Source organism: Micromonospora sp. NBC_01796, from assembly GCF_035917455.1.
In the GTDB taxonomy this organism is placed as follows: Bacteria; Actinomycetota; Actinomycetes; order Mycobacteriales; family Micromonosporaceae; genus Micromonospora_G.
The window spans coordinates 7472160-7498740 of record NZ_CP109078.1; the positions used below are offsets into that span (position 1 = coordinate 7472160).

The following is a 26581-nucleotide window of genomic DNA, read 5'->3' on the forward strand; positions in this document are numbered from 1 at the left end:
AAAGTTCCATGGGACTCCCGAGAGTCCCAGGACAGCTTGAATGGCCCCACAGAAGCTCTCCGTGGGGCCATTCCTTATGCCCTACGTTCAGAGCCTTTCGCAATGCCCTACGTTCAGAGCCTTTTGCGATGAGGCTGCCCAGTCAACAAGGTCAGGTTCCACACAGGATCGATCTTTTCAGATGAAGTCAAGGACTACGTCATTCGTCGTTTGATGGCCTCAAGGATCTCTACATACAGGTCATCCTTAGTCTTCAAATACTCCAGGAGCGCTGACGGTGATCGATCACCAGCCCTCTCGATCATTTGCCACCACAGAGGGAACTCGCCCTCTGGAAGCATCAGAAGAATTCGCCGCGCCGCCGGCACCGTCTCCTCCCGCAGCTGACCGGAATGGAAGATTACGGAAAGCTCACGCAAGAGCTGCAGCTCAAACTGCCGCCGACTCTGGTCCAGGGCAACCTCTCTTGCAACCTTCTCTTGCCTCCGCGTAGCCCGAATAGCCGCGTAAGCAAAAGCCAAAGCAACGATCGCAGCAAACGCCGACAGGACCGTTGCATAGAAGTTGAAAATAGTCATTTGTTCATCAGTCACGGCTTTGATGTTCTCAGATAAACACAACATCCAGGATCCCGGCGCCCCTCCCCTACATCCTGGCGATCTGCGCAAACCCTCTAACGAGCACTCCCGGGGGGACCCTCTTTAGTCTTCCCTGCCTGGCTCTGCCTTCTCCTGGGAAGGCTTCCCCGAATCAGATGAGGGACACCGGATGGCCCCACAGAGCTCTCTGTGGGGCCGTTCAGAGTTTGCCTGGCGTGCCGTTGCAGTACCAGACGGCGTAGTGGAGCCGGGGCCGGCGCCGCCGACCCGGTCGGCTACCACGGCACGACGGCGTAGTTCTTGAGCAGCACCCCGTGCAGCGGCGCTCCGGCCTCGCCACTGATGATCGGGTGGTAGATCCGGGCCGCCGCGTCAACCACGTCCAGTGGGGGTCGCCATCCGCCGGCCGCCCGGCGCGCTCTGATCACGGTCGGGTTCTCGTCGGTGATCCAGCCGGTGTCGACACCGCACATGTAGACCCGGTGCCGGGCCAGGTCGGTCGCGCCGACCCGGGTCAGCATGTTCAGGGCCGCCTTGCTGACCGAGGTGTGCGGGTGGCGGTCGGGGCCGGGGCCGTCCTCGCCGAACCAGCCCTCCCGGCCGGTCACGTTCACCACGTACCGGGGGCTGGTGCCGGGTGCGGTCAGCGCCGGACGGAGCCGGTCGACCAGGAGGAACGGGGCGACCACGTTGACCAACTGCACCTCCAGCAGTTCCACCGGGTCGACCTCGCCGATCCTGGTGTTCCACGAGTTCACGACGCCGGGGACGACCAGCGCCCCCGTGGCGTCGGTGACGGATACCAGCTCCCGCCCACCGGGTACGTCGGCGACCGTGGCCAGGGCCCCGGTCCAGCCGGGAGGTGGGGCACCGGGGCGGTAACCGGCCACGGTCTCGACCGCCGATCCCGTACGGTCGGCCGCCAGTTCCGCCGCCACCAGCGGCTGGTACGCCCACGTCGGGCGGCGTACCGTCTGGGCGGCGTTGTTCACCAGGATGTCCAGCCGGCGTCCGTCCTCGGCCAGCCGCTCGGCCAGGTCCAGCACCTGGCGGGGGTCCCGGAGGTCCGCGCCGATCACCCGCAACGACGTCAGCCAGGCGGCCGCATCCGGCTCCTGCGCGTAGCGACGGGCGGCATCCGCCGGGAACCGGGTCACCACCGTGACCGCGGCACCGTCGCGCAGCAGTTTCAGCGCCACCTGGTAGCCGATCTTCACCCGACCGCCGGTCACCACCGCACGCCGGCCGGTCAGGTCGGTGCCGGCGTCCCGGAACCGTCGGTGCAGATCGGCGCAGGCGGGACAGAGCGCGTGGTAGAAGACATCGACGGTACGGAATCGGTCGCGGCAGGCGTAGCAGCGCCGTTCCCGTCGGGTCCGGCCGACACCGTCCAGCTCTGGCTCGACACCGGGCGGGGTGGCGACCGGGACGGCATCGGGCCGGTCCACCGCGCCGGTCGCGGCGGCAGCGACAACCGCCCGGTCGGCGGCGGCGGTCTGTCGGCGACGGTTGGCGCGCCGCTGCCGCTGGGCGTCCTTGAGCAGCCCGTCCACCGCACGCTGCACCCGCTGGCGACGCGGGTCGTCGACGGGGAGCGCCCGGATCTCGCCGAGCACCCGCAGCGCGGCCTCGACCTCGTCGCCGTTCACCGTCTCCCCGTTTCTGCCTGGACCACCTTCCGCGGCGACCGGGGCAAGCTCGGCCCGATGGCCGGCCCGGGGAACGAGCCGGAACCAACCGGCGTCCTCCGGATGTGCGGCGCGTCGCGTCGACCTCCGCGCGACCGACCACCGCGGCGGTGGTGGGACCCGACCGGACTCGAACCGGCATCCTCCGCCTTGAGAGGGCGGCGCGACTACCCCTGCGCTACAGGTCCCACCGCGTGGCAGCCTAGCGATTCCGGCCGGCGCACCGCGACCGGGTAACGGACCCCCGGGTGCCTCAGCGCAGCTGTCGGAAGAAGTCCCGAACGTCCGCGACCAGGAGGTCCGGTGCCTCCATGGCGAGGAAGTGGCCGCCCCGGTCGAGTTCCGTCCAGCGCACCACATGGTGATCCCGCTCGGCCCAACGGCGGATGGTGACGTCGTGGCCGGATACCAGTACGGCGGTGGGCACGGTCGCGGGTTGACCCGCCGCCCAGGCGTCGTCGCTTCCGTCCCGGGTGGCGTCCCCGTCAGTGGTGTCGCTCCAGTCGTTGCCGGACATCTCCTCGTAGTAGACCTGCGCTGCCGACCCGGCCGTGCCGGTGAACCAGTACAACGACACGTCGGTCAGCATCCTGTCCCGGTCGATGCTCTCCTCGGGCAGTCCGTCCTCCGGATCGGTGAGCTCCTTGAACTTCTCCACGATCCAGGCGAGCTGACCCACCGGCGAGTCGTGCAGTCCGTACGCCACCGTCTGCGGACGCTTGGAGTTGCACTGGAGGTAGCCGTCGTTGAAGTTCTGCATCGCCTGCCAGCGTCTCTGCTCGACCTCGGAGAGTCCGTCCAACTCACCGTCGGTTCCGATCGGAAAGGTGACCAGCGCGTTGACGTGTACGCCGATGATGTGCTCCGGTGCCTGCCTACCCATCGCGGGGCCGACCCACGAACCGGTGTCGTACCCGTGTACGCCGTAGCGTTCGTAGCCGAGCCGGGACATGAGGCGTACCAGCACCTCGGCCATCCTGGTCGAGCCCATGCCCGGCCCGGCGAGGGGCGTGGAGAACCCGAAGCCGGGTAGTGAGGGAATCACCAGGTGGAAGGCGTCGACCGGGTCGCCGCCGTGGGCACGTGGGTCCGACAGCGGCCCGATGACGTCGAGGAAGTCCACGAATCCCCCGGGCCAGCCGTGCAGCAGCACCAGAGGCGTGGCGTCGGGCTCGGGTGACCGTACGTGCACGAAGTGGATGTTCTGTCCGTCCACGGTGGTGACGTACTGCGGAAGATGGTTGAGCGCTGCCTCCTGCGCCCGCCAGTCGTACCGGGTACGCCAGTACTCGGCGAGATCCTTCAGGTAGTCCAGCGGCACTCCCCGGCTCCAGCCGACCCCGGGCACCTCGTCCGGCCAGCGGGTGTTGGCCAGCCGGGCCGTGAGGTCGTCGAGCCGGGCCTGCGGGATGTCGACACGGAAGGAGCGGATGTCCTGTTCGGTGATGGTCACCGGCACAAGCTAGGGCGCGGTTAGGACTGTTCCGGTCCTAACGATCGGGCAATCTGAACCCATGCGCGACACATCCGTCCGACTGCTCAAACTTCTCTCGTTGTTGCAGGCGCGTCGCGACTGGTCCGGCACCGATCTCGCCGACCGGCTCAACGTCTCCACGCGTACGGTCCGGCGTGACGTGGAGCGGCTGCGTGAGCTCGGATATCCGGTACGGGCAACCCAGGGCACCGCCGGCTACCAGCTCGGGGCGGGTGCGTCGCTGCCGCCGCTGCTCCTCGACGACAACGAGGCGGTGGCGGTGGTGGTCGGACTGCGTACAGCGGCCGGCGGTTCGGTCGCCGGGGTCGAGGAGAGCTCCCTGCGTGCCCTGGCCAAGCTGGAGCAGGTGCTGCCATCCCGGTTGCGGCACCGGGTGAACACGCTGCACACCGCGACCGTCCGGGTGGCTGGCACCGGCCCGGTGGTCAGCCCGGAAACGCTGATGGTCATCGCGGACGCGTGTCGCCGCAACGAACGGTTGCGGTTCGCGTACCGCAGTCCCCGGGGCGGTGAGACGGTCCGTACGGTCGAGCCGCACCGTCTGGTCAGCTTCGGCCGGCACTGGTACCTCGTCGCCTGGGACACCGAGCGCGACGACTGGCGCAGCTTCCGGGTGGACCGACTGACCCCGCGTACGCCGACCGGCCCGAGGTTCCCGCCCCGGCAACCGCCCGACGGCGACGTCGCGGCGTACCTCTCCCGCCGGCTGTCGGCACTGGCCTGGCCCTACCGGGCAACGGTCACGTTGCACGAACCCGCCGGGGCCGTCGCCGAGCGGATCTGGCCGGGAATGGGCGTCGTCGAGGCCGTCGACGAGCACACCTGCCGGCTGCACGTGGGCGCCGCCAGCCCCTCGGACCTGGTCTGGATGATCACCTCGGTCAACGCCGACTTCACCCTCACCAGCGGGCCGGCCGAGCTGGCCGACGCCTTCCGCGCCCAGGCCGACCGCTGCCTCAACGCGGTCGCGGCGGCAACGTCGCCGGGCCGGCGGTAGCCGCCACCAGGTCGACGACCATCGGCGATGACCATCGGCGCTGCGGTGGTGGCTTCGCGGCGAGCAGGGCGGCCTGCCACTGGGTGAAGTGCCAGTCGATCGCGGCGTACTGGCGGAGCGGTCAGCGGAGCCAGTTGGGCCGGACCAGCCCGGCCTCGTAGGCAAAGACAACAAGCTGCGCGCGGTCACGGGCGCCGAGCTTGACCATCGCCCTGGAGACGTGTGTCTTGGCGGTGGCCGGGCTCACCACCAGCCGGGCGGCGATCTCATCGTTGGAGAGGCCGGTGCCGACCAGCGCCACCACCTCGCGTTCCCGGTCGGTGAGCTCGGCCAGCTTCCGGGACGGGGCCGGGCTGGCGGTCCGGGCCGCGAACTGTTCGATCACCCGACGGGTGACGCTCGGCGAGAGCAGACCGTCGCCGGCCGCCACCACCCGAACGCCTCGGATGAGTTCGGCCGGCACGGTGCTCTTCACCAGGAAGCCGGCCGCGCCCGCTCGCAGCGCCTCCCCCACGTACTCGTCCAGCTCGAACGTGGTGAGGACGACGATCCGAACCCCGGCGAGCAACGGGTCACCGGCGATCTGCCGGGTCGCGGTCAGGCCGTCGACACCGGGCATCCGGATGTCCATCAGCACCAGATCCGGCCGTACCTGCCGGGCCAGCCGGACCGCGTGCGCACCGTCACTCGCCTCGCCGACCACCTCGATGTCCGGCTCGGCGTCGAGCAGCGCCCGGAAGCCGGCCCGGACGAGCGCCTGGTCGTCGGCGAGAACCACCCGAATCATGGCGCGGGTTCCGGGTCGAGGGGCAGGTGGGCGTGCACCCGCCAACCGCCGGGTACGGGTCCGGCGGTCAGCACACCGCCGAGCGCCGCCGCCCGCTCGCGCATGCCGGTGATCCCGTTGCCGGCCGGGGCGTCGCGCGGCTCCCCCGCCCCACCGTCGTCGTCGATCTGAACCATGAGTGCCTCCGGCCGGTACTCGATGGTGATGGTGGCGACGGCACCCGTACCCGCGTGTCGGCGTACGTTGGTCAGCGCTTCCTGGACGACCCGGTACGCGGCCCGGTCCACTCCGGCCGGCAGTGGACGGGGTTCGCCGCCGACCACGGTTCGGACCGGTAGACCGGCGTCGACGGTCAGGTGGGCGAGCCGGTCGAGTCCCGGCGCCGGGGAGCGCGGCGCGGCCCCGCCGGTCGGGTAGAGCGTGTTGAGCACCGACTGGACCTCGCGTAGCGCCTCGGCGCTGGTCCGCTGGATGGTGTCGAGCGCGACCCGGGCCTGGTCGGGTTCGCGGGCCATCAGGTGCAGGGCGACGCCGGCCCGGATGTTGATCAGGGATAGGTGGTGGCCGAGTACGTCGTGCAGCTCGGCGGCAATGCGCAGCCGCTCCTCGCTGGCCTGCCGGCGTTGCCGCTCCTCGTTCAGTCGCCACTGCTCCCGCGCCGCCTGCTGGACCAGCCGGACCGCCGGGGTGACCAGCTCGGTGAACAGTCCCAGCCCGACGACGATCGCCGCCCCGGTCAGCGCCCGGTCGATCGTGGCGGCGCCGGATCCGAGCCAGACGGCGTACCCGCCGAACGCGACCGACCAGACCAGCCAGCGGTGCCCGGCGGTGATCGCGGCCGACACGGCAATCGCCGGTGCGACGAACGCCAAGTGGGGCGGATGGTCCAGGACGAGGTACACCGTGGTCGCCACGGCCACGATGACGAAGTTGCGTCGGGGGAACCGGTGCCGGTCGGCCAGCGCCAGTCCACCGAGGACAAGCAGGGTGTATCCGACGACGCCCACGTCGGCTTGCTGGCCGCGTACCAGTGTCGCCGTGCCCGCGGCCTGGACCAACGCGGTCAGCAGCGCCAGGCCGGGCGCGGACCGCGGCGGCGGGCGCTGCCCGGACGGGGTCATGCAGGCACTGTAGCGACCGGCGCCCCGGTCGTCGCCACCCGAAGGAGGCGACCGGACTACTCCACCCGGAGTACACCGGGCACGGCGGTACCGCCACGGGAGCAGGGGCGGCGCCTCCCCCGGCCGGAGGTGGGGCCACCGCCGGTGCCGGCACCCTGTGGAGACATGACGGGCGCCACGGCCCGGCCCGTCCCACGTCGACGACGCGTACGAGGAGATCTGATGAAGGCAATCGTCCAGGACCGGTACGGCTCTTCCGACGTCCTGCGGCTCCGGGAGGTCGACCGGCCGATCGCCGCCGACAACGAGGTGCTGGTCCGGGTGCATGCCGCCGCGGTCAACGCCTACGACTGGCACATCATGCGGGGTGATCCGTACGTGGCGCGGCTCATGACGCCCGCGGTGTTCGGCTTCGCCGGGCCCAGGGCGAGGATCCGGGGCAGGGACTTCGCGGGTCGGGTGGAAGCGGTGGGCGGGACGGTGACCCGGTTCCGCCCCGGTGACGAGGTGTACGGCGACCTCGGTCAGGCCGACGGTGCGTTCGCCGAGTACGCGTGCGTACGGGACGACCTGGTGGAACGGAAACCGGCCAACCTGACGTTCGCACAGGCCGCCGCCGTGCCACTGGCCGGCAACACCGCCCTGGTCTGCCTGCGCGACGCGGCACGGGTGCGGCCGGGACAGCAGGTGCTGGTCAACGGGGCCTCGGGTGGTGTGGGCACGTTCGCCGTACAGATCGCCAGGGCGCTCGGCGCCGACGTGACCGGCGTCTGCGGCACCAGGAACGTCGAGCTGGTCAGGAGGCTCGGTGCCGATCACGTCGTCGACTACACCCGCGACGACTTCGCCGACGGTACCCGCCGCTACGACGTCGTCCTCGACCTCGTCGGCAACCGGTCGCTCACCGACTGCCGGCGGGCACTGACCCCCACCGGCACCCTCGTTCTCTCCGGGGGCGGGGTGTCCCGGGGCGGCAGCCTGGTCGGTCCGATGGGCCTGTTCATCCGGGCGCACCTGCTGTCCCGCTTCGTTGCGCACCGGCTCCTCGTGCCCACCGCGTCTCCCAGCCGGGAGAACCTGGTCGCGCTCCGGGAACTCGCCGAATCCGGAAAGGTCACCCCGGCCATCGACCGGACCTATCCGATCGGCGAGACCGCCGAGGCCATCCGCTACCTCGAGGTGGAGCACGCACGCGCGAAGGTCGTCATCAGCGTCTGAAGTACCGGGTGTTTCAGGGAAGCATCGTCAGTGCGGGTACGGCAGGTTCGGCTGCCACCCGTACAGCAGGGCGTCGAGGTCGACGGGAACCGTCCAGTGTGCGTACGGCAGCACCGCACTGCTGCCGGTGTGGATCAGGCACAGCAGTGGAGCGTCACCGGTGTGGTCGAGGGCGAGCTTCGGTTTGCGGGCCGCGCCGACTCCCCCGAGCCCGAACAGGACAACCGGGTCCCGGACCGGCAGACCCTGCGCCAGTCGGCCGTCACGCCAACCCCGGTACGCCGCATCCAGCCGCCAGGGCGCGAGGTCGGCGAGACCCCGGTACAGGTTCGCCACCCAGGTCGGGGTCAGTTCCGCGTCGGAGAGCCGGTACGGCACCCCGGTCAGCAACGCGTCGAGTTCCTCGTCCGTCTGCACCCCGGCGCTGGTCAGCGCCTCGGGCAACGCGCCACGGCGGACGGCCGCGACCGCTGCGGCGGCCTGCTCGGCCCCATCAACCTGCCAGCGCAGCGTCGCCGGGGTGTTCGCCTGCCGGCGGTCCCACAACCAGCGGGCGCTGTCCCACCGGTGCCGTTGGTTGGCCGGGATCAGCTCGTCGGTGCCGACGAGCAATTCGTCACCCTCGACCCGAGCGGTGAGCCACCGGCCGCGCAGGTGCGGCCGCTGGTCGCCGTAGCCGGCCAGCGCGACGACCGCAGACCGCTGGTAGGCACCGGTGTTCCCGCGCGGGAAGTGCCAGCACAACGCGGACCGGTCGAGCGTGTCGAGGTCGGCGGCGGCCTCGTCCGACACGACGCCGATCCGTACCCGGGGCGATGCGGCGCTGGTCTGACGGTGGTCGAACCGGCGACGCTCCCGGCGCTGGCGGACCTCGGCCCGCTCGACCGGTGGGCTGAGCGAGTCGCCCGGCGGCTGGCGGTAGCCACGGACCACGGTGACCAGGACGGCCCAGGAGTTGTCCGGGTCCGTGCACCGCAACGTCCGGACCGGCGTGTCACGCCACTTCGAGGGGAGGTCCTCGAAGCTCGCGGTCAGGCCGGCGGGCCCGCACTGCCGTGCGACCGGGGTGAGCAGTTCCGTTCGCCACGTCTCGTGGCGATCCTTCACGGTGGGCATGCGCGACATTCTGTCGGCAGCCACCGACAACCCTTCAGCCGTGCCGGGTCAACCTGCGGCGGCGACGACCAGGGCCGCGCCGACCGCCAGGTCGACCACCCCGCAAAACTCCGACCACGGCCGGTACCACCCTGTCCACGATGAAGTGGTAGGCGTCCCAGACACGATCACTGTCGACGTACGCGAACAGCGTCATCGTGCCGTTGCGACGTTGGACGGATCATGTCCGCCGATCTTCCGTCAGGTGTCCGGTGCTGCCGATCGAGGCCGGCGGATACCGTCGATCGACCTTGGATCGATGTCGGGGAATCGCAGCGCGGATCGGGCCCTGAGCGGACGGGCCGGCCACCCCCGGCACCCTTTCCTGGTCTGAACACCCATGATCCGCGCCCGACGCGGTCGAGTGCCGGACGCGTACCGGCACCTGAGAGGTGAGGTGGAGCTTGTGAGACGGTGGAGAGCAACTCTCGCGGTGGTGGGTCTGGCGGCCGGTCTGCTGGTCGCCGGCCCCGTCCCGGCGTCGCTGGCGGCGCAGGCGCCGGGACCGCTGCCGGAACCGAAGGTCCATCCGATCCAGGTCACCGGCCCGACCAGCGAGCGCCTCAACCTGATCATCATGGGTGACGGCTACCAGGCGGACCAGCAGAGCCTGTTCTTCGCGGACGTGGACCGCAACCTGGCCGTCATGTGGGCCACCGAGCCGTTCCGGACCTACCGCGACTACATCAACGTCTACGCGGTCGAACTCGCCTCCATCGACTACGGCGTGAGGTGCGACCCGGACGGACGGGTCCGCAATTCGGACGGAACGATCCGGGACACCGGCGAGCGCGAGGGTCCCATCGACGCGAAGAACACCGCGCTGCGCATGATCTACCAGGACGGCTGCCGGGACCCGCTGTCGCGGGGCACCGTGTACGGTGGAGCGCCGGTGGACTGCCAGAACTTCGCCGCCTACTACCCGCCGGGGGTGAACCCCTGCGAGACCGGCAACCAGGCTTACAACCGGATCATGGACACGTACGTGGCTCCGGTGCTCGGCATCCCGCGTACCTCGCAGAACGTGCAGTCGCTGGCCATCTTCAACACCTTCACGTACGGCGGCATCGGCGGGACGAACGCGACGACCTCCGGTGGTTCGCCGCAGGGACCGCTGATCTCGCTGCACGAGCTGGGTCACTCGCTCGGCACGCTGGCCGACGAGTACCCGTACAGCTCCCGGGACGTGGTCCGCAACTGCTACACCGGCAACGAGCCGGGCAGCTTCCACCACACCACGTACACCGACGAGCAGAAGATGATCGCCGACCAGCACAAGTGGTTCCGCTGGCTCGGTGAGGAGAGCCTCTCCGGCGGGACGATCGGGCTGCACGAGGGCGGTGGCTCGTACCCCTGCGGTCAGCGCCGCCCGAGCGAGCACTCGATGATGCGGTGGATCGGGTTCGACCTGGACCAGATCGGCCGGGAGAACATGGTCGCCCGGATCACCGGCATGCGTAACGCCGGCCAGATGAACGTCCGGCAGACCCCGCTCGGTACCGTCGCCCGCGACGGGGTGCTGTGGGTCGAGACCGGACAGCCGCGCTACCACGAGCTTCAGGTGACCTGGCGCGTCGGCGGCCCGAACGGCACCGTGCTCGACACCCACAACAGCCGCAGCCTCGACCTGGGCAACCTGAACCTGCCCACGGGCACGGTCGTGCACGTCGAGGTACGCGACCCGGTGGGACCGGACGGAACCGACTGGGTACGCAACCCGTCGACCAACAACACCGCCTCCGACTCGGGCTACAACGGGCCTCGGTTCGTGCAGACCCGTCAGTGGGTGCTGGGCGAGGAGACGGTGACCCCGTCCGCCCCCGCTGCCGAGATCACCTCCGCGACGATCGCCACCCAGCCGGTCGCCGGTGACGAGGTCGTCTTCGTGGAGACGAACCACCCGACCGACCGGGTACTCGACGTGGCCTGGTCGGTCGACGGGAAGGCGGTACCGAACCCGTACAACAGCCGGACCGTCGACCTCGGTGCGCTGAGGCTGGCGCCCGGTACGCACAAGCTGGTCGCGACGGTGACCGACCCGGCCGCCCCGGGCGTCTCCGACCGGGCCGAGTGGACCGTCGACAACGCGTTGCCGACCGCGCCGCGTACGCTGTCGACCCCGCTGACCACGCTGCCCGGTGCGATCGAACACCCGGTGTACTTCGACGGCTGGGACATGCGGCTGGACCCGCGCGACGACCAGACCGGCTACGACGAGAAGCGGTACGTCGTCGGTCAGCTCCGCCTGGACAACGACGGCTGGTTCAACTACTTCGGTTTCCCGGAGCAGCCGATGCCGGAGTCGCCGTTCCAGTTCCGCCACTCCGGTACGAGCGTGAAGGCGCTGACGTACGGCAACCTCGGTACGGGTGGCCTGTCCCGGGCCACGTTCGAGCAGACCCTGCCGGACGACCACCCGAGCGGCGGGTTCGTGCCGGGCTTCGGTACGCACCTGGTGGAGCACCGGGCGATCGACCCGGCCGGCAACATCGGCGCGGCCCAGAGCTACCGGGCCACCGTGCTGCCGGGATCCTCGCCGACGTGCACCACGACGCTGACCGGCCGCCAGACGCGGGTGGTGGTCGAGCAGGGCGTGACCTGCCTGACCAACGCCCAGGTGAACGGCTCGGTGACCGTACGCGCCGGGGCTTCGCTGGTCGTCCGGGACAGTTCGATCAACGGAAATCTGGTGTCTGCGGGCGCCCAGGCGGTGCAGATGTTCGGCTCCAGCCTGAACGGCGCGGCCCAGATCACGGGGACCACCCGTGACGTGACCATCGCCGGCACCACGTTCAACGGCGCGCTCGCGTTCTCCGGCAACACGCAGGTCTCGGCGAACGAGCGGTACAGCCGGCTCGCCGGCGCCTACGGTCCGCTGTTCGTCGGCAACCGCTTCAACGGTTCGGTGAGCTGCTCGGGCAACAGCGCCCCGGTGACGGACTTCGGTGCGCCGAACAAGGTGAACGGTTCGAAGAGCGGCGACTGCGCGAAGCTGTGACCGGCGCCGTCGTGTGACGGGTGGTGGGTCGGCCCCGGCGCCGACCCACCACCCGCTTTTTCCGGGTACGCCGGGCGGCGCGCACGGTGACGCTACGAGTCCTCGACGAGTAGGCGGCCCGCACGACCGTCGGTCGAGAGGAAGGCGAGCAGCACCGGCGCGGCGCCGAGATTGAGGTGGAACGGCGTCCAGTTCGTCGCCAGGCGCAGCAGAAGCCGCCAGGAACCACCCCCGGGCAGGTCAAGCCGGTCGAGCGGCAGCGCCGTACCGCCGATCTTGTCGTGGTCGACGGCGTGGAAGTGGCGGTCCCGTTGTTCGGCCGGCAGCTTCAGGTACTCGTCGGACGAGACGGGTTCGGGATCCTCGTCGCGGACCAGGTCGACCGTGTACTCCGCCGGCGACCCGTCCTCGTGGTAGAGCGTCGGGCCACTGGTCAGCGGGATGGTTGGCCCGACGAAGGCACCGGGCTGGACAACCACCGCGTTCTCGCCTCCGTCGGCGAGGATGACGTCCGGGCCGTACTCCTCACCGTCGCTTCCGTGGTCGCCATGGGTGAGGAAGACGTAGGCGACCCGTCCCGGACGTGTCGGCGATCGGGCGTCGAGCCCACAGCGGCGCTGGTCGGTAGGTTGTTCGTGTGGATCGGGATCTGTTCGCCGCGCGGTTGGCCGCATCGGCCGAGTCGGCGTATGCGTTCGCGCGCCCGATGATCTCCGAAGACCTGCCGGCCCCGTTGGTGTTCCGCATACGGCTCGACCAGTCCTACGACGGGGACGGTCCGCTGTCCGGCGACCTGAGATTTCCGGCGGACAGTGCCGCAGGTCGCGCGGCCGCGCTGCGCAGGTGCGACGCAGCGGGCGCCGTGGCGGAGCTGTGGCGTGACGGCTGGGTGCCCGAGTGGATCAACGTCGCGTTGGTTGGTGAGACGGGCACCGACACGGTTGTCGAACTCGTCTGTTGCGGACGATTCACAGACGACGACACAAAGCTCTACCACGCCGGGGAGGGGGTGCCGCCGTTCCATGTCGTGGGTCCGGCGCTTCCGCCCTCGTACGACGAGACCCCGTTCAGCATTCACACGCGTACGGGGTGCTGGGACAGCACCGATCTCGCGCATCTGGCAGATGTCTCCGGCAACGTGTGGTCGTTCGAGCTGAACACCGATGCGTTCGACGACGATGAACTGCGTGCCCTACCGGACCTGCCGCATGTCGAGGTCTTCGAACATCGGGCGTGCGCACTCGGCACCATGTCGGCGCTCGCCCGGTTCCCGGCGCTTCGGGTACTGCGCCTGGCCCTGACAGCCCCCGGCAGGTTCCACATCAGCGCCGCCGACGATCACCTGGACACGCTCAAGGATCTGACGATCACGAACCTGGCGCCACGTCCATGGGGTCACGACGCGATCGCCGAGGTGGCTCCGGCCGTGACCTCCATCAGCCTCACCGCGCACGAAACACTGTGGTTGGACGGCACCTTCGGCCCGTACGCACGGGACATAAGCCTCGTTGCTCCAACCATCGCCGGCCCCACACGGATGCCCACTTATCTCGATCGCCTAGGCATCCATCTCACCCAAGGTGATGACCAGCAAGTTGTGGAGTTGCTCGACGGCGTTGCCGGGCTCAGGTCACTGAGCCTGCGCGGGACACCCGTCACCGACGCCGTGCTCCCCGTCCTCGACCGGTACGACCTCGGTCATCTCGACCTGGTCGACACCGACGTCAGCACGTCGGCGCTGTTCAAGTTCCGCACCGACCACCCCGGGACCGGCCTGCTGCCACGAACGCCACCCCTCCGTGCCAGCGATCGGAGAATCCTTGGACGCTGCTGATGGCTCGGTGACGGTGGCTGGCGCGATCGTGTGTATGCATCATGGAGCGATGGCTGACGCACGGGTTGTCTGGGGCGATGCGGCGCGCTGGTATCCGGAGGTTGTCGCGATGGGTGACACGATCGTCGCCTGGCAGGCCGAGTTCGAAGGGAAGCACATACCGTTGCGGGTGGGTCCGAGGGAGAGCCCAAACCCCCATCGCACCGCGACGGTGAAGAACGGCGAGTTGCACGCGGACCTGCTACTGAGCCCCTGGGAGCGACGGTTTCGCCTCGCGCTCCGCAGCAGCGGGTTCACCCTTCTGCAGGGCTACGCCGCAGATCTGGGGACAGCGGCCGACGCGGCAGCGCTGTGGCTGTCCGGGGCGCGGCCGGGGCAGGTCGCAGCAGCGTGGCCGTTCCTGGGCTCGGTGGCCCTCGCCGAGGCACGGGAACGCGGCGACCACCGGGAGTCGAGCTGGCTGTGGCTCTACGAAAACCATTGTGCGAACCCCGTCGGAACCCGGCTGCGGGCATTTCTCGCACTGGCATTCCACGAGCCGCGGCTGCGCGTGCTGCGGCCGTACACCAGCCATTGGACCCTGCGCTTCAGCAGAAGCCCGGAGTGGCCCTTCGACCACGACCTTCCCGCGGTCGATCCGGCAATCACCCCCGATCGGTACGTGGTGCGGATGCGCGACCGCCGAGCCCACGACGAAACCGACGCCTCCGGCGCACTCCGACTCCTGCTGGCCGAGCTGCCGGACTGAGCGGCAGGTCGATCTCTCCGGTCGATGCACGGCGGCGCCGAGCGCGATCAACGCGGGATGGGCGGTGTCGCTCGGCCAGCCGCCGTCACACCAACTCACGCCGAGGAGCGGGTGGTTGTCCCGGTTGGAGTGAGCGGTCGACAAGTCGTTCGACATCGGCCCAGGTGGGCGTGGGCTGCCCGTAGCCGGGCACCGGCCGACGCTGGGGCCCGAAGAAGTACTGATGGACGACGGCACCGTGGATCGCGGCGTGTACCTCGGGATGGTCGTCGACAAAATGGGTGAGGGCGAGTTCGAGACAGTGGACCCGTTTGTCCGTACGCCTGCGGCAGAATCGCACCCGGTCGGGTGCCAACCCGGTGCGCCGGTAGAAGTCGTGGCCGGCGAGCCACCGCAGGGTACGGTCCTGAACACGTGGGCCACACTTGGAGACCAGCCACACCCGGCCGTGGAACCGGATGACGAGGCGGGCGATGACCTCGATCGCGTCGGGCATCTCCGGTGTTGCCAACATGGTCGCCTCGTCGCCGCTGAAGAAGGCGGTGTCCCCGCCGCCCGGGTGGGCGGTTCCGTCGATGATGACGCGGCCGATGTCGATGCCGAGCCGGGGTTCGGCTCGTGTCCTGATCTCATTCATACTGCCAGGGTGCGGGCCCGGCGGTCTGCGGGGAACTATTGTTCGGACACCGTTCTATAGTCCTGCACTATGACCGGACGGGACCTGCTCGAACCCGACGCGCTGCGCTCGTTCGCGGTCTTCGCCGAGCACCGCAACTTCACGGTCGCCGCGGCGGCGCTGCACATCAGCCAGCCCTCCCTGCACGTGAAGATCAGGAAGCTGGCCGTCGCGCTCGGCGTCGAACTCTACGAGCGGGACGGTCGCCGTCTGGTGCTCACCGCAGCCGGTGAAAGGCTCGCCGCCTTCGCGCTGGACTCGCGTCGGCGGGCCGACGAGTTCCTGCGTGAACTCCACCAGGATTCCCCGGCCACACTGACCATCGCGGCCGGGCGGGGGGCGCTGCGCTGGGTGGTCGCCGAGCCGATCCGGTGCACCGCGCGGCAGGGTCGACGCGTGCAGGTCATCACCGCCGACCGGGAAACCGCCCTCGCGGCCGTCTCCTCCGGCCGGGCCGACCTGGCCGTCGTCGGACACGACGCCCCTCCGCGCCGGCTCGAAGCGACCCAGATCGCCGCGTACCCGCAGGTGCTCGTGGTCGACGAACGGCATCCGCTCGCCGCCCGGAGCCAGGTCGGGCTCACCGACCTCGACGGACTGGACCTCGTCGTCCCCCCGGACGGTCGCCCACACCGGCGGGCCCTGGACCGCGCCCTGCTCGACGCCGGCGTCTCCTGGCAGGTCGCCGCCGAGGTCGACGGCTGGGACCTGCTGGTGCACATGTCGGACCTCGGCATCGGCGCCACGATCGTCAACGGGTGCGTGCAGCTACCCGCCGGCCTGCGCGCGGTGCCGATCCGCGGCCTGCCGAAGATCCGGTACTGGGCGACCTGGCGTCCCCAGCGGCAGGCCCTGGTGCGGGACTTCCTGGATCTGGTCCGGCAACAGCGGTGACCGCGAAGGCCCGCGACCGCGGGCCCGACCCGGCACGGGGAATCGGTGCGGTGGCTAACGTCGGGCCGAACGGACCGGCTCGGCCAGGGGTCGGCCGACTCGGAACACCGCGAGCGGCTTGCCGCCCACCCGTTCGGCGAGCCTGCCCGCGGTCGCCGGACAATCGATGAGTTGGCTGAGTGGGTGGACCGCCAGACCGTGCCGGGCGAGCGCCAACCAGGTACGCAGGAGACGCCGACCTGCGGTGATGTGATCGTCGTCGTCCGCGAGGAGGACCAAGAGGCTGCCCTCGTACCGCAGCAGGCCGCGGCCGGTGGCGGCGAGCAGCGCCGGGAGACCCAGACGCCGGGTGACCGGGTACGCGCGCAGCGCCGCGCCCAGGAACCGCGCTTCGTACCGGGACAGGACGAGGGCCTGGTCGGTGAGCCCGTCAAGGTGGTACCGAGGGTGGTGTGGGTCGAGGCGCAGCCAGTCGCGCAGCTCGACCGCGACGGCGGGGGTACCGAACAGCCACCGGTCGGCAACCGCCAGGTCGGACGCGAGATCCCCGGTGGGAACGTGGACGATGCCGGGTCCGAGGTCGGCGACCACGACCGGGTCGAGGTAACCGGGCGCGTACGGACCACGGGCCACCCGGCGGCCCTCGATGTCGGCGATCGTGAACGGGGTCGCGTACACGTGTGCGTCGGGGACCAGTCGCGGACCGGCGGCCGCCGCGACGGGCAGGTCGAGTGCGGCGGAGACGATGAGGCATGTCTCGACGAACGCGCCCAGGGCGAGGGCGAGGTCCCGCCCGGTCGGGTCGGAGTCGGGCAGCGAGCGGGCAGGGTCGAACCCGATGACGATCTCGTCGGCGTGGTATTCCGGCCGCCACGGCTGGGTGTTGTGGGCGCTCGGCGCCCGGCGACAGATCGCTTCGTGTGTCCGCAACCGCTCGACCCACGTCATGTCGCGACCCCCCTCTCGTAGAACGTGTACCCGTGCAGCGGCCGACCGCCGGCCCGCCGGTACTGGGCGGCCGAGGCGAGGTTCTCCCGTTCGACGAAGGTGCTGCGCAGCGTCCGGTACCCGCCTCGGGCGAGGTTGCGGTGCAGTTCCCGGGACAGCAGCGTCAGGTATCCCCTCCCCTGCTCGTCGGGGACGGTGCCCTTGATGATGAGCACCGCGTCGCGCCGGTACCGGGTGCGGGTACACAGCAGGCGAAGCTGGTTGAGTACGCCGAGCCGACCGCCGACCGCCATGACGAACTCGGAGATGTCCGGGACCGTCACGACAAACGCGACCGGCCGGCCGGCCTTCTCCAGCCAGAGCAGCAGACCCTCGTCGAGCAGGTACGCGAGACCGTCGGTCTGCTGTGCCAGCTGTTCGGCGGAAATGTCGGTGTAGTAGCCGAGCCGCGCGAAGCTGCTGTTGAGCAACTGCCGCAGGATCGGCAGTTGGCTGCGGAGGTGCCGCCGCGAGCCGTACCGGATGACCAGCTTCTCGGTGGCGATCCGGTCGTCGTCGAAGGCGAACCCGTGGTCATGGCCGGCTGTTCCGGCGCCCGGATGGTCGAGGTCGACGAGCCAGGTGTCGGCCTCGAACCGGCGTTGGAACCCGTGCCGCTCGTACGTGGCGGGGTAGTAGGCGGGGTTCCACGCGGAGTCCACGAATCCTCGGTCGGCGAAGCCGGACGTGATCACTCCTCCGGTCTGGTTCGGCAGCAGCGCCACCGGCCCGAACAGCGGCCGGCCATCGGCCCTGGCCTCGACCGCGTCGACGATGGCGGTGAAGACCGAGTCGTCGTCGACGAACTCGGTGTGACCGAACAGTTGGCGTGGACCCACCTTGGCGTCGAAGGTCGCGCTGCGGTGCATGCTGGTTCGTCCGACCACCGTGCCGTGTCGGTCGCGGACCAGGAACAGTTCGGCGGTTCGGCCGTGTGTCGCGATCACCGACGAGAGCAGGGGCACGTACCGGTCGACCGGGTGGAGCCGGAGTGGGAAGTCCACGAACGCCGTCAGGTCCGCCCGCGACCGGACGGGGACCAATCTCATGCGCGGTGCACCGGCGGACCGGTGTTCTCGGTCGACAGCGGGGTGAAGGTCGGGATGTGTGCCATTCCGTCGGCCTCGGCCCGCCAGACGCCGTTGGTGTAGCCCTCGGGCTCGGCGGTGTACAGGCGGATGTAGCCGCCGGTCGCGTTTGTCGTGCCGTGGTCGGTCACCCAGCACATCAGCTCGCGGTGGTGGCGGCTGCGGGCGAATTTCAACAGCGCGTCCCGGTCGCTGAAGAATGCGACGGTCCCGAGCGTGAACGGGAACCGGTAGTACACGGTGTGCCACCGGTACCCGTCCATCCGTCTCATCTGCCGCACCATCTTGAACCAGGTACGGGTGAGCGTGACGATCGAGCGCGGCCCCCGGTAGCGGGTGGCGCCGACGAACATGGCGGTGGCCTGGCCGACCGGGGGCGCGGCGGAGAAGTCGGAGGTCCTCACGCGGTCCCGCCCTTCACCAGATAGACATTCTTGATCTTGGAATCGGTGCCGGCGAACGGGCCGCTGCCGTAGTCGTGGACCTCCACCCGCAGGTCCGCGGCGGACGGGTCCTCGGCCAGGGATTCCGCGAAGTCCCGGCTGACCTCGGCGAGGTGGCGCAGGACCCCGTGGCGGCAGGTGTCGACCAGCGCCCGCCGCTCGTCGGGGCCGAGCGTCAGGTGCTCGCGCAGTTGCAGGTTGATGACCGGCCGGCTCTCCAGGCTCACCTGCTCGGTCAACTGCAGGCAGAAGCTCTGCAGCAGGTGCGCCCGGGAGTTGCCACGGTAGAGGCCGTACTCGACGTCCTGCGGATAGATGTTGGCGCCCATGTACGAAATCGTGCTGTCCCTGCGGCCGAACAGGAACAGCAACGGCAACCGCATCCGGTCGACCTGCCAGGCACGCCCGGCGTCGGCCCGCGCGTCCGGGTCCGCGATCGCGGCGAGCACGTCCGGATACGAAACCAGCCGGCCTTCGTCGCCGATGTTGTAGCGGACCCGGGGATTCAGCACGGCCGTGGAGTTGATCGTGCAGAGCACCTCGTGTTCGGGTGTGGTCTCCAGGTACGTCTCGAGCGGGTTGTACTGGAAAACCATCGGCAGGCGGTACTCGTCGGCACCGAGCAGGCTGGTCCGCAGGGCAGGGTCGGTACGCAGCCGCCGACGGACCCAGACGCTGAAGTCGGTCTCCCCGGCGATGCCAATGGTCAGGTCACTGGCTCCGTAACCGGAACGCACCTTGAGGAAGCGCTCCTCCAGGTAGTCGCGCAGCGCCTCGGTCATCCCCTCACCGCCGACCAGTCCGCTGATCCGGTATTCGATCCAGGGGAAGTCCTCGGCGTCGAGCTTGTCGCGCAGATGCTTCAGAAACGGCGGGTACGCGGTGACGATGTAGTCGAAGCCGGACCCGAAGTACAGTAGCGTGTCCACGATCTTCTGCAGGTCCGGCCCGGTGTTCTTCACCATCGCGATCCTGGACATGGCGATGCCGGTGTTGGTGCCGGTGGCCCACGCCCCCATCGAATACGCGTTGATGACAAAGCGCCGTTTCGAGGGAAACACCATCGTCGCGTAGCCGGCCAGGTTCTTGTGGACCGAGCGCAACTCACGACGGCTGCGAATCCAGTTGAACGGCTGACCGGACGAGCCCGACGACTCGTCCACCACACTGCCGGCAATCTCGATCTCACCGTTCCGGCAGCGCCGCGCCTCCGGGTACGCCTTCACGTAAGACTCCTTGTCGGTCGGTGGGTACGACGACAGGTCGAACCACCGGAACCGCCACTGGTTACGGCGCAGGAAGTCGCCGTACGCGGGCACGTCGATCGCGGCGAACTGGCAGGTCATCCACGCGTGCAGTCGAGCAAAACGACCCATGTACGGGCGGTACCGACGCGCCGTGAGCCGCCACACCGCCGGATGGATCCGGTACAGCGTGTAGAGCCAGGTCAGCGCGAAGCTCACGAACCGCAACGTCCAACGACGCAGGAATGTCATCACCACGCAGCCACGATAGGGAGCCCGCGAGTCCGGTACGTGATGACGAATACTCAACCGTCCTAAGTACCCCGGCGACGCCGCTGCCAAGATCGCACAAATCCCTGGCAACCACTCGCCGCGGTTCGCGCCGTACTCGGTCGGCGCCCTACGCCATTCCGCCCGTAACCTGAGGCCCGGCACGTCTCCGTACGGGCTTGTGGGCGCCGACCCGTTCAGCCCGGCCGGACGCAAGGGTCGGTGACCGGGTACGACGGACTCTGTGCCGTACGGCCGTCGGCGGCGGTCACCCGCACCGACCAGGTCAGCGCCGACGCGCGCAGGCTCCCCACGGTCACCTGCGCGGACGATCCGTCCACTGACATGTCCCGGCTCGACGTGGCACCTCCGGCGGGCGTCCAACGCACCTTCGCCTCGACGATCGCGGCGCTGCCGGTGGCCCGCACGGCCAGGCTGTAGGTGTCCGAACCGCAGCGCACACGCGCGCTCGCCGTCACCGTGAACGGCATGGCCAACTGCGGTGCGGCGGTCGGCCGGGGCGCGGTTGGCGGCGGAGCGGTCGGCGACGCGGCCGGTGCGCCGGGTGCGCCCGCCGGGGGCGGGCCGGCTGCCGAGCCCGGGTTGGCAGCAGAGCCCGGGGTGGCCGCAGCGCCCGGGTCAGTGGCCGGACCAGCCTGGTCCGCATCACCGGGAGTAACCGGGCCGGCGGACACGCCGCCGGCGTCGACCGGTCCGGTCGTCGGTACCAGCCGGCCCACGGGGCCGGTGGTGGTGGCGGTGGGAGCTGGCGCCGCCGGCCCGCCGGCCGATGCGCCGGATGTCGCCGCCACTCCTTCGGGGGCCGGTTGACCGGGCGCCAGGGCCCAGACGCCGGTCACGACGAGGAGCAAAAGCAGCCCGGCGGTCCCGGCCAACCGCCGGCGGCGCCGGTCACGGGTCGCCGCCGCCGATGTCGGACGGACGGGATGCGCCGCCGCACGCGGCACCGCCCCGCTGCTGCCTGCAGCGGGCCCGTCACCCACCTCTGCGGTGGATTCGTCCCCCGACCCTGCGATCGACCCGTCCCCCGACGCTGCGCCCGGCCCGGAAGCCGCCCCGTCGTCCGCCGGGCCGGCGGGCTCCGGTGACGCCGACGACGCTGGCGCCGGATCGGCAGACGGCTCGACCTCGGCCGGGCCGCCGGTCGCCTCGTCGCGGGGCACATCAGGTCGGCCGTCAGTCGCACCGTCGCGGGCCACCTCGGCTCGGGCGTCGGTCGCGTCGACCGAGCCGCCGGCCGCATCGTCGCCGGGCCCGTCGGCCCGGCCGTCGGTCGCCTCGACCTCGACCTCGACCTCGACCTCGACCTCGACCTCGACCTCGACCTCGACCTCGACCTCGACCTCGACCTCGACCTCGACCTCGACCTCGACCAGTCTTGCCCACACCGTGTCGGCGGCGACGAGGAACACCGGTGCCGTGTACGCGGACAGCAACACCGCCGGGTTGAGTTGCTCGCTCCGGAGCACCCCGCACACGGTGCAGCCGTCGACATGGCGGGAGACCCGCTTGCGCAGGGTCGGGGTGAGCCGGCCCTGCCACCCGTCCAGTACGTCGGCCAACTCCGGGCAGTCACGCCCCCCGCTGCGCGCGACGAGCAGCGCGCCGAGTGCCCGTTCGAGCTGAGATCGTGCCCGGGACAGCCGGGCGTGCGCGTGGTTGACGGGTACCCCGAGTGCCGCACCGATCTCGACGGCGGACAGGTCGTGACGGATCGCCAGGTGGACCACCTCGCGGTCGCCGGGGTTGAGGGCGGCGGCCGCGGTGTGTACGAGGTCGCGTACCTGCTCGGCGTTGACGCCGGTGCCCGGGTCAAGGGTGTCGGCCACCGGCTCGCCCGCCTCCTCCAGCGGTGAGGAGCGGGACCGCTCCCGCAACTGCCGGAGGCATTCGGTGCGGACGATCGCGTACAGCCAGGGGCGCAGCCGGTCGGGGTCGCGGAGTTGCCCGATGCGTTGGCTGGCTTTGAGGAACGCGTCGTGGACAACGTCGGAGGCGGTTTCCGGCTCACGCACCATCACCCGGGCGTACGTGTAGAGCCGGTCGGCGTACCGCCGGTACATGCCTTCCAGGCCGGCCCGGTCGCCTCGGCTCATCGCCTCGACGAGCGTCCTGTCGTCCGGTATGGCCGTGTCCATCCTGTCCCCCACTGCTCGTCAACGGGTCCAGTAGAACGAAGAAAAAGTTTTCCGGGGTCTTTCTGTTGGCATGCCGACCCGCCCGCGCTCCTACCGGTGTCACCGCACCACCGACACCGAGGAGACACTCATGACTTTGACCCGTTCCACCCGCCGACCGGTCACCGGCCCGCGCCGGTTCCTGGTCACCGCCGCGGTGGCGGTACTCGCCAGCGGGCTCATCACAGGCACCGGGGTGGACGCCGCCGCGGCACCGGCTCCCGACGGCCCGGCCGCCACGACCACCACCCGTGCGGAACCACTGGCATTCCGGGTCGACCAGGGATTGTCCGCACCACGGCTCTCGATCGACCCGGTCGGCCGGCTCGGCACCGACCGGGAGATCGGGATGGTCGCCGGACCGGACGGTTCCCCGGCGGGCGTGGTGCTCGACGAGGTGATGGTGCGGGTGGCCGACCAGGCCGAACTGGACGCCTTCCTCACCCGCTGGGGTGGCCAGGTGCTCGACTCGTTCGCGCCGGACGGGCAGGGGCAGGACCATCTGGTACGGGTGGACGCCGATCGTGCCGACCCGGCGGGACTGGTCGGCGACCTGCTCGCCGCCGAGCCGCGTCAGGCCGGGACGTACCGGGTTGGCGACGAGCGGGCGCTGCGGCTGCTCGCCCTGGCCGCGGCCGAGTGGCGGGCGGGCACCGAGTTGGTTCTCGACTGGCTGGTGGAGCCGTCCGGGATCGTCGACGGCGAGGTGTTCGAGGCTCCCGGCATCGGGAAGAACGTCTTCGACTGGTCGTTCATGCGTGCCGGCGGTGCGATGGACACCGGGGTCGCGCCGGCCTGGCAACTGCTCGAGTCCAAGGGCAAGCTAGCCAAGCAGGTGAAGTACCTGGTGCTCGACGGTGGGTTCCAGTCGAACGCGGACTTCCCGAGCAAGGTGTCCCTGCACAAGGCGGAGTGGGGCGCGACCAACACCAACGACTGCACGAACGGCACACCCTGCCCGTGGCACGGCACCGAGGTGACGCTCGCCGGAATGGGCCGGGTCGACAACGACTACGGCACCGCCGGACCGGCCGGGCCGGTGGTCGAGGAGCTGGTCGCCGTCCGCAACGGCATCGACTACTGGACGGTCCTGCGCCGGTTGGAGAAGGCCGCCGAGGCCACCCACCCGGACGTGGTCAACCTCAGCTTCACCCGCGATGTGCACCTCGGCAAGGCGTGGGCCCGTACCTGGACCGACCGGCGGATGGAGCACGTCCGGGACACCGGGGCGCTGATCGTCGCCGCCGCCGGTAACAACGGTACGAACATCGACGCCGACACGCTCTTCGTGCCGTGCGAGAGCACCCATGTCCTCTGTGTGGGCGGTATGAACTCGGACGCGACGGTGTCGGGCGGATCGAATTTCGGCACCAGTGACCTCACCACCTCGGTGGAGATCTACGGCCCGATGTGCGTCCAGGGCCTCGTCGATCCGGGCAAGCCGGCCATCAATGCGACGAAGTCCACCTGCGGCACCAGCGTCGCGGCGCCGTTCGTGGGTGGTGTCGCCGCCCTGGTGATGGCGGCCGACCCGGGCCTGACCGCCGCGGAGGTGCGCGACATTCTCAACAGCACCGCCCACGTCGGCGGGCTCGGTGCGAAGGTGACCGGGAGCCAGCGCCGGATCGACGCCCTGGCCGCTGTCGCGAAGGCGCTGGATGTCACGGTCGGTAAGCCCTCGGTGAGCATCAGCACGCCGAAGACCAAGCAGCAGTTCGGCGTGAACCAGACGGTGGACCTGTGGGGTACGGCCACCGACTTCCTCGGCAAGGAGATCCCGCTCACCTGGACCAGCAGCATCGACGGTGAGCTGGGCGACGACTCGATCACGGTCGTGCCGTCGCTGTCGGCGGGTACCCACGTCATCACGGCGAGCGCCACCGACAGCCTGGGGCGTACCGGGTCGGCGGCGGTCACCATCACGGTGGTGGACAGCCCCACGACGGTGGCCATCATCTCGCCGCCAGCGGGGCTGACGCTCGCCGCTGGTCAGTCGGTCAGCCTGGTCGGCACCTCCGTCGACCCCGACGCCTTCGGGCCGGTCCCCGACGGGGAGGCGTCCTGGACGGTCCGCCGGGGCAACACGGTGGTGCTCCAGAAAACCGGACACCAGAATCTGCTGCCGGCGGGCACGGTCACTCCGGGGGCCTACACCGTGACGTTCACGGCGGGCGGCGCCAGCGCGCAGCGTGCCTTCACGGTCACGGCCGTGCCGGCCGGGCTGTCCCGGCCGACCGCCACGGTCGTCCAGCCGGCCTCGGCGCTGAAGCTGACCACGATCGACGGCGGGCCGAAGTCGGTCGCCCTCGTCGGAGCCGGTACGGACGCCGAGGACGGTGCGGTCGCCGGGACCCGCTACCGGTGGACCGCGTACGGCGACGGCGGTGCCAAGAAGGTGCTGTGCCAGGGCAGTGCGGTGCCCACCGGCGCCCCGCTCGACGACAAGGTCGTGCCGAAGAGCTGCGCGGGCCTCACCGCGGAGCTGGGCCTGCTGAACAGCGGGAGCAGCACCACCACGTGGTCGGTGTGGCTGGAGGTCTTCGACTCGACCGGGCTGGTCGGCGTGGATTCCGTACCGGTCGAGATCCAACAGGTCACGCCCTGACCGCAGGGCCGTTCACCCGCGAACACCAACAACCAGTCAGTTCCAGGAATCTACGAACCGAGGAGAGAACCATGCGAGAAGGATCGAACCGCAGCCGGTGGGCACGTCGGATGGTCGTCGTGGGCGCGACCGCGCTGAGCGCCGTCACGCTCGGGCAGGTGGCCCTCGTCGGGCCGGTGGCCGCAGTCCCGGGCCTGGTGGTCAGGACAACCTTCGGGCCGAGCAACAGCGTCGCCAAGACGCAGAACGCGGTCTGCCCGGCGGGCACCAGTGTCATCGGCGGCGGCGGCGCGATCACCGGATCGGGCCTCGGCCAGGTCGGCATGGACATCATGCTGCCGCTGGTCGACGCCAACCTCTACTCGGTGACCGGCCGCGAGGACGCGAACGGCGTCCCCGGTAACTGGGCGGTCACCGCCAGCGCGCTCTGCGCCCCGACGCCCAAGGGCCTTCAGGTGGTCACCGGGCACTCCGTGATCGACTCCGTCAACCCGAAGTTCCGGGAGTTGTCCTGCCCGGCGGGCAAGCGCGCGATCGGTGGCGGTGGCGCGGCCCTCGCGCTCGGCTCCGGGGCGAGCGACGTACTCCTGGAGGACGTGCGCATCAACCAGACCAGCGTTACGGTGGCGGGCGTCGAGGCCGGCAACAACTTCGCCGGCAACTGGTCGCTGGACGTCGCCGTCTTCTGCGCCGACCCGTTGGCCGGTGAGCAGCGCATGATCGTCGACAGCGTCCTCAGCTCGGCCGTCAGCCGGTCGGTCACCGCCACCTGCCCGGCGGGCAAGCAGGTGCACGGGGTCGGCGGTGAGATCGTCGGCGGCGAGGGCCAGGTACGCCTGACCGAGATGCGGCCCACCTCGTCGACGACGGTGACCGTACGCGCCGTCGAGGACGAGAACGGCTTCAGCGGCAACTGGAAGGTACGCGCGTACGCCGTCTGCGCGAGCTGACCGTTCATCCGTACACGTGGTCCCGCGCCGGCTCGTCGGCGCGGGACCACGGCTGCTCCTCCACCCGGACGCAACGGCGCGGGCGACCCGCCGACCACCTCGGCATCCGCGCGACGGCTCAGGTTTGATCCGGCTTCCTGACGATGCGCTTGACCATGCGGAGCACCACCCAGCCGGATCGTTCGTGCACGGTCCGGACGGCGTCGGCCAGGGCGGTGATGATGGGCAGGCCGCGTCCTCCCTCGGCGCTCGCGTCGGGAAGGTCGGCGTGCAGTTGGGCATCGTCGAAGCTGCCGTCGCTGTTGCCGACGTCGATGACGCACTCATCGTGCCCGACGGAGATGTGCACCTCGATGTTGCCGGGCTGACGGGCGTGCGAGACGGCGTTGGTGCACGCCTCGCTGACCATGAGGCTGAGGTCGGCGCGGGACTGTCCGGTCACGCCGAGCCTGCTCAGCAGAAGGTCGGTGAGGCTACGGGCGTGCGAGGCGGCGTGGATGTCGCCGGAGAGCGTCAGCGCCATGGTCGCCGCCATCTTCCTCGCCGTCCCTTCCAGTCGGTGAAAGCCGGTGGTGATCACCGTGCC

General features: G+C 70.2%; 22 protein-coding genes and 1 tRNA gene. 8 read left to right on the forward strand and 15 right to left on the reverse strand.

Translation table 11 applies throughout. The annotated features are described in order from the left end of the window. Window positions 1-194 precede the first annotated feature (194 nt). From OIE47_RS33160 to OIE47_RS33175, 4 genes are all read right to left on the reverse strand, one after another. Window positions 195-593, reverse strand: a complete 399-nt coding sequence (locus OIE47_RS33160; protein WP_326558479.1) for a hypothetical protein — start codon at window positions 591-593, stop codon at window positions 195-197. A gap of 281 nt (window positions 594-874) precedes the next feature. After that, window positions 875-2248 (reverse strand): SDR family NAD(P)-dependent oxidoreductase, encoded by a 1374-nt coding sequence (locus tag OIE47_RS33165; protein WP_326558480.1) that lies wholly within the window; start codon window positions 2246-2248, stop codon window positions 875-877. Between the two features lie 154 nt (window positions 2249-2402). Then, window positions 2403-2475 (reverse strand) — tRNA-Glu (locus OIE47_RS33170). Window positions 2476-2540: 65 nt separating this feature from the next. Continuing rightward, on the reverse strand, window positions 2541-3719 hold the full coding sequence (locus OIE47_RS33175; RefSeq protein ID WP_326563307.1) for an epoxide hydrolase family protein: 1179 nt from the start codon (window positions 3717-3719) through the stop codon (window positions 2541-2543). Window positions 3720-3801: 82 nt separating this feature from the next. Between OIE47_RS33175 and OIE47_RS33180 the strand changes: the two genes are divergently transcribed. Then, window positions 3802-4779, forward strand: a complete 978-nt coding sequence (locus tag OIE47_RS33180; RefSeq protein WP_326558481.1) for a helix-turn-helix transcriptional regulator — start codon at window positions 3802-3804, stop codon at window positions 4777-4779. Window positions 4780-4900: 121 nt separating this feature from the next. Here OIE47_RS33180 and OIE47_RS33185 read toward each other — a convergent pair whose 3' ends face one another. Then, complete coding sequence (locus OIE47_RS33185; RefSeq protein WP_326558482.1) at window positions 4901-5566, reverse strand: response regulator transcription factor; 666 nt, start codon at window positions 5564-5566, stop codon at window positions 4901-4903. Continuing rightward, window positions 5563-6687, reverse strand: a complete 1125-nt coding sequence (locus tag OIE47_RS33190) for a sensor histidine kinase (RefSeq protein ID WP_326558483.1) — start codon at window positions 6685-6687, stop codon at window positions 5563-5565. The genes OIE47_RS33185 and OIE47_RS33190 overlap by 4 nt, the downstream gene beginning before the upstream one ends. Window positions 6688-6909: 222 nt before the next feature. On the opposite strand from OIE47_RS33190, the gene OIE47_RS33195 reads away from it, so the two are divergent. Next, a complete protein-coding gene (locus OIE47_RS33195; RefSeq protein ID WP_326558484.1) occupies window positions 6910-7905 on the forward strand; it encodes an NAD(P)-dependent alcohol dehydrogenase in 996 nt (331 codons plus the stop codon). 27 nt (window positions 7906-7932) lie between these two features. Here the strand turns inward: OIE47_RS33195 and OIE47_RS33200 are convergent, their stop codons facing one another. Next, a complete protein-coding gene (locus OIE47_RS33200) occupies window positions 7933-9021 on the reverse strand; it encodes a hypothetical protein (RefSeq protein WP_326558485.1) in 1089 nt (362 codons plus the stop codon). A 445-nt stretch (window positions 9022-9466) separates the two neighbouring features. Between OIE47_RS33200 and OIE47_RS33205 the strand changes: the two genes are divergently transcribed. After that, window positions 9467-12058, forward strand: coding sequence for a M64 family metallopeptidase (locus OIE47_RS33205; RefSeq protein WP_326558486.1), 2592 nt, complete (start codon window positions 9467-9469; stop codon window positions 12056-12058). Between the two features lie 92 nt (window positions 12059-12150). On the opposite strand, the gene OIE47_RS33210 is transcribed toward OIE47_RS33205, so the two are convergent. Next, entirely contained in the window at window positions 12151-12732 is a 582-nt protein-coding gene (locus tag OIE47_RS33210) for a hypothetical protein (RefSeq protein ID WP_326558487.1), read from the reverse strand. Between OIE47_RS33210 and OIE47_RS33215 the strand changes: the two genes are divergently transcribed. Continuing rightward, complete coding sequence (locus OIE47_RS33215; protein WP_326558488.1) at window positions 12696-13892, forward strand: hypothetical protein; 1197 nt, start codon at window positions 12696-12698, stop codon at window positions 13890-13892. The two genes, OIE47_RS33210 and OIE47_RS33215, sit on opposite strands and share 37 nt — an antisense overlap. Window positions 13893-13941: 49 nt before the next feature. Then, entirely contained in the window at window positions 13942-14640 is a 699-nt protein-coding gene (locus tag OIE47_RS33220) for a DUF6193 family natural product biosynthesis protein (protein ID WP_326558489.1), read from the forward strand. A gap of 85 nt (window positions 14641-14725) precedes the next feature. Here OIE47_RS33220 and OIE47_RS33225 read toward each other — a convergent pair whose 3' ends face one another. Continuing rightward, window positions 14726-15277, reverse strand: a complete 552-nt coding sequence (locus tag OIE47_RS33225) for a hypothetical protein (RefSeq protein WP_326558490.1) — start codon at window positions 15275-15277, stop codon at window positions 14726-14728. A gap of 69 nt (window positions 15278-15346) precedes the next feature. Between OIE47_RS33225 and OIE47_RS33230 the strand changes: the two genes are divergently transcribed. Beyond that, the gene (locus tag OIE47_RS33230) at window positions 15347-16210 is read left to right on the forward strand and encodes a LysR family transcriptional regulator (protein WP_326558491.1); all 864 of its coding nucleotides are present in this window, start codon (window positions 15347-15349) and stop codon (window positions 16208-16210) included. A gap of 54 nt (window positions 16211-16264) precedes the next feature. Here OIE47_RS33230 and OIE47_RS33235 read toward each other — a convergent pair whose 3' ends face one another. From OIE47_RS33235 to OIE47_RS33255, 5 genes are all read right to left on the reverse strand, one after another. After that, window positions 16265-17158 (reverse strand): hypothetical protein, encoded by an 894-nt coding sequence (locus OIE47_RS33235; RefSeq protein ID WP_326558492.1) that lies wholly within the window; start codon window positions 17156-17158, stop codon window positions 16265-16267. Continuing rightward, entirely contained in the window at window positions 17155-18246 is a 1092-nt protein-coding gene (locus OIE47_RS33240) for a hypothetical protein (protein ID WP_326558493.1), read from the reverse strand. The genes OIE47_RS33235 and OIE47_RS33240 overlap by 4 nt, the downstream gene beginning before the upstream one ends. After that, the gene (locus OIE47_RS33245; RefSeq protein WP_326558494.1) at window positions 18243-18689 is read right to left on the reverse strand and encodes a DUF4188 domain-containing protein; all 447 of its coding nucleotides are present in this window, start codon (window positions 18687-18689) and stop codon (window positions 18243-18245) included. Before OIE47_RS33245 ends, OIE47_RS33240 begins: the two co-directional genes overlap by 4 nt. Next, window positions 18686-20224, reverse strand: a complete 1539-nt coding sequence (locus OIE47_RS33250) for a phenylacetate--CoA ligase family protein (RefSeq protein WP_326563308.1) — start codon at window positions 20222-20224, stop codon at window positions 18686-18688. The genes OIE47_RS33245 and OIE47_RS33250 overlap by 4 nt, the downstream gene beginning before the upstream one ends. A 215-nt stretch (window positions 20225-20439) precedes the next feature. Continuing rightward, the gene (locus OIE47_RS33255) at window positions 20440-22401 is read right to left on the reverse strand and encodes a sigma-70 family RNA polymerase sigma factor (protein WP_326558495.1); all 1962 of its coding nucleotides are present in this window, start codon (window positions 22399-22401) and stop codon (window positions 20440-20442) included. A 130-nt stretch (window positions 22402-22531) separates the two neighbouring features. On the opposite strand from OIE47_RS33255, the gene OIE47_RS33260 reads away from it, so the two are divergent. After that, a complete protein-coding gene (locus tag OIE47_RS33260) occupies window positions 22532-25045 on the forward strand; it encodes a S8 family peptidase (RefSeq protein ID WP_326558496.1) in 2514 nt (837 codons plus the stop codon). 71 nt (window positions 25046-25116) lie between these two features. Continuing rightward, the gene (locus tag OIE47_RS33265) at window positions 25117-25995 is read left to right on the forward strand and encodes a hypothetical protein (RefSeq protein WP_326558497.1); all 879 of its coding nucleotides are present in this window, start codon (window positions 25117-25119) and stop codon (window positions 25993-25995) included. Between the two features lie 118 nt (window positions 25996-26113). Here OIE47_RS33265 and OIE47_RS33270 read toward each other — a convergent pair whose 3' ends face one another. After that, a complete protein-coding gene (locus OIE47_RS33270; protein ID WP_326558498.1) occupies window positions 26114-26575 on the reverse strand; it encodes an ATP-binding protein in 462 nt (153 codons plus the stop codon). Window positions 26576-26581: the final 6 nt, after the last annotated feature.